This window comes from Rothia sp. ND6WE1A (genome assembly GCF_001683935.1).
In the GTDB taxonomy this organism is placed as follows: Bacteria; Actinomycetota; Actinomycetes; order Actinomycetales; family Micrococcaceae; genus Rothia; species Rothia amarae.
On sequence record NZ_LXTU01000007.1, the window covers coordinates 1 to 1,982 of the forward strand.

The following is a 1,982-nucleotide window of genomic DNA, read 5'->3' on the forward strand; positions in this document are numbered from 1 at the left end:
GACTGCTCCAAAATACGGGCGGAGGTCTGCCTGGTATGTTCGCGAGCCATGTCATTGACTGAGGCGTCTTCTGGCAGATGCGGCGCAATCACAGACGGCAAAATGGGTTCCACCAGATTGCGAATGTAACCGCCGGGTAGTTCGCCCTTTTCCAGCGAATCTTTAGCAGCAGTGACGGCGCCACAGGAGTCATGTCCGAGCACGACGACCAGCGGCGTGCCCAGCTCTACCACTGCGTATTCGATAGAGCCTAATACTGCTGATTCGACCACGTGCCCTGCGGTGCGTACCACGAACATATCGCCTAAGCCCTGGTCAAAAATTACTTCTGCCGCGAGACGGGAATCACCGCAACCAAACAAAGTAGCAAAGGGGTTCTGACCCGATGCCAAATCAGCACGACGCTCGGCGTCCTGGTTAGGGTGTTTTACTTCTCCGCTCACAAAGCGTTGGTTGCCCGCCAGCAGATCTTTCAGAGCCTGAGCAGGGGTGAGCTTTGGGGACATGATTCCTCCACTAATTTCTGTACCAACTAATACGTTATGTCAGTCTACTGATGATTTACTTAATACCAGAAGAGGCGGTGGGCTCCGTCGTCATGGTGGGGTTTCTGGAATAGTCGACGACGGCGCTTGCTAGCTGCTCAAATTCGGCTGGTTCCGCTTCGCCTTTGAGAATTACGGTAGTGCCGTTGACCTCAGCAATATAAGAGGTAGTTGTTTTATCTTCTTTGGGATCTTCAAGCGTGCGGATTTCCCAGGTGGTGCCGTTGATTTCTTTCTCGCCTGAAATCGCTGCGTTTTCTACCTTGTTAGCGATCCACGTGGGGTTAGTTCCTTTAGCCTGCATCAGTTCGATGTATTTTTGACTGGGTGTCACCATTCCGGTGCTCCACACATCGATTTTATCCGCCTGTGCTGTGGTCCAGCGGGCAAAGTTGTAGGTCCACCCCTCAGGCTCTGGCGCGGCAACCGGGTACTTTGCCTCCTGAGATGCGTTATAGGCGGTGCCGTGTAGATCGACGTTGGGGTCGTAATGATTCTGTGAGTTGGTGAGCTGGGGCGCCAGCAAAAGGAAAGGCACCAACAGAGCAATCATCACCAGCATGGAAATAATCATGTTGCGTGCTGGGGCATTGATTCGAGCCGCTTGCTTTTCGGTAATCTGCGGCTTTACCTCCGGTTCTGCCGACTGAGGGGCAGAAGCAGACGAGGCTGCGGAGGCAGACTCTGTGGGATGGTTGGGAAGTTCCTCAGGGTTAATACTCACTCGTTTATTGTCCCTGAGAGCGAGCAAAAAATCTAAATGCGCGGGAGCTTGTGCAAAATTAACGCCAAATCTACTTAAAAATAGCTTATAGAGAGGCGACAGAGACTTAAGCCAACTATGGTGGAGAAGTAGCATAGAGCAACGATGCTCAGTAATCGCCGCATAAGCGATGGACAGAATACTCGAGGGTGAGGATTATATGTCAGAAAATCTGACTGGCCAGCAGGAAATTTACTCAGATCGAAACTTGGCGTTGGAATTGGTGCGAGCAACAGAGGCAGCAGCTATCGCATCAGCACCATGGGTGGGTGCAGGAGATAAAAACAAAGCAGACGGCGCAGCAGTAGATGCGATGCGCTACCGTCTTTCTACTGTGCGTTTTAATGGGCAGGTCGTTATCGGCGAAGGTGAAAAAGATGAAGCTCCCATGCTATTCAACGGTGAATATGTGGGCGATGGAACCGGTCCAGCGTTTGACGTTGCGGTAGATCCTATTGATGGCACTCGTCTCACAGCTTTGGGTATGGATAACGCTTTATCAGTTCTTGCTGTGGCAGACGGCGGAACCATGTTTGATCCTTCTGCAGTGTTCTACATGGAAAAACTTGTAGTTGGTCCCGACGCTGCTGATTTGGTGGACTTGCGTTTGCCGGTTAAACAGAACCTGCACTTGACCGCTAAAGCTTTGGGCAAGCCGGTCAATCAGCTCACCG

3 protein-coding genes are annotated in these 1,982 nt (G+C 51.7%); 1 reads left to right on the forward strand and 2 read right to left on the reverse strand.

What is annotated here, in order from left to right; translation table 11 throughout:
* The coding region (locus A7E48_RS00965; protein ID WP_068168289.1) for a carbonic anhydrase at positions 1-506 on the reverse strand (506 nt) is incomplete at its 3' end.
* Positions 507-561: 55 nt separating this feature from the next.
* Positions 562-1,269, reverse strand: coding sequence for a DUF4245 domain-containing protein (locus A7E48_RS00970; RefSeq protein WP_068168285.1), 708 nt, complete (start codon positions 1,267-1,269; stop codon positions 562-564).
* A 199-nt stretch (positions 1,270-1,468) separates the two neighbouring features.
* Here A7E48_RS00970 and A7E48_RS00975 point away from each other — a divergent pair.
* On the forward strand, positions 1,469-1,982 hold a 514-nt coding region (locus A7E48_RS00975; protein ID WP_233125929.1), incomplete at its 3' end, for a fructose-bisphosphatase class II.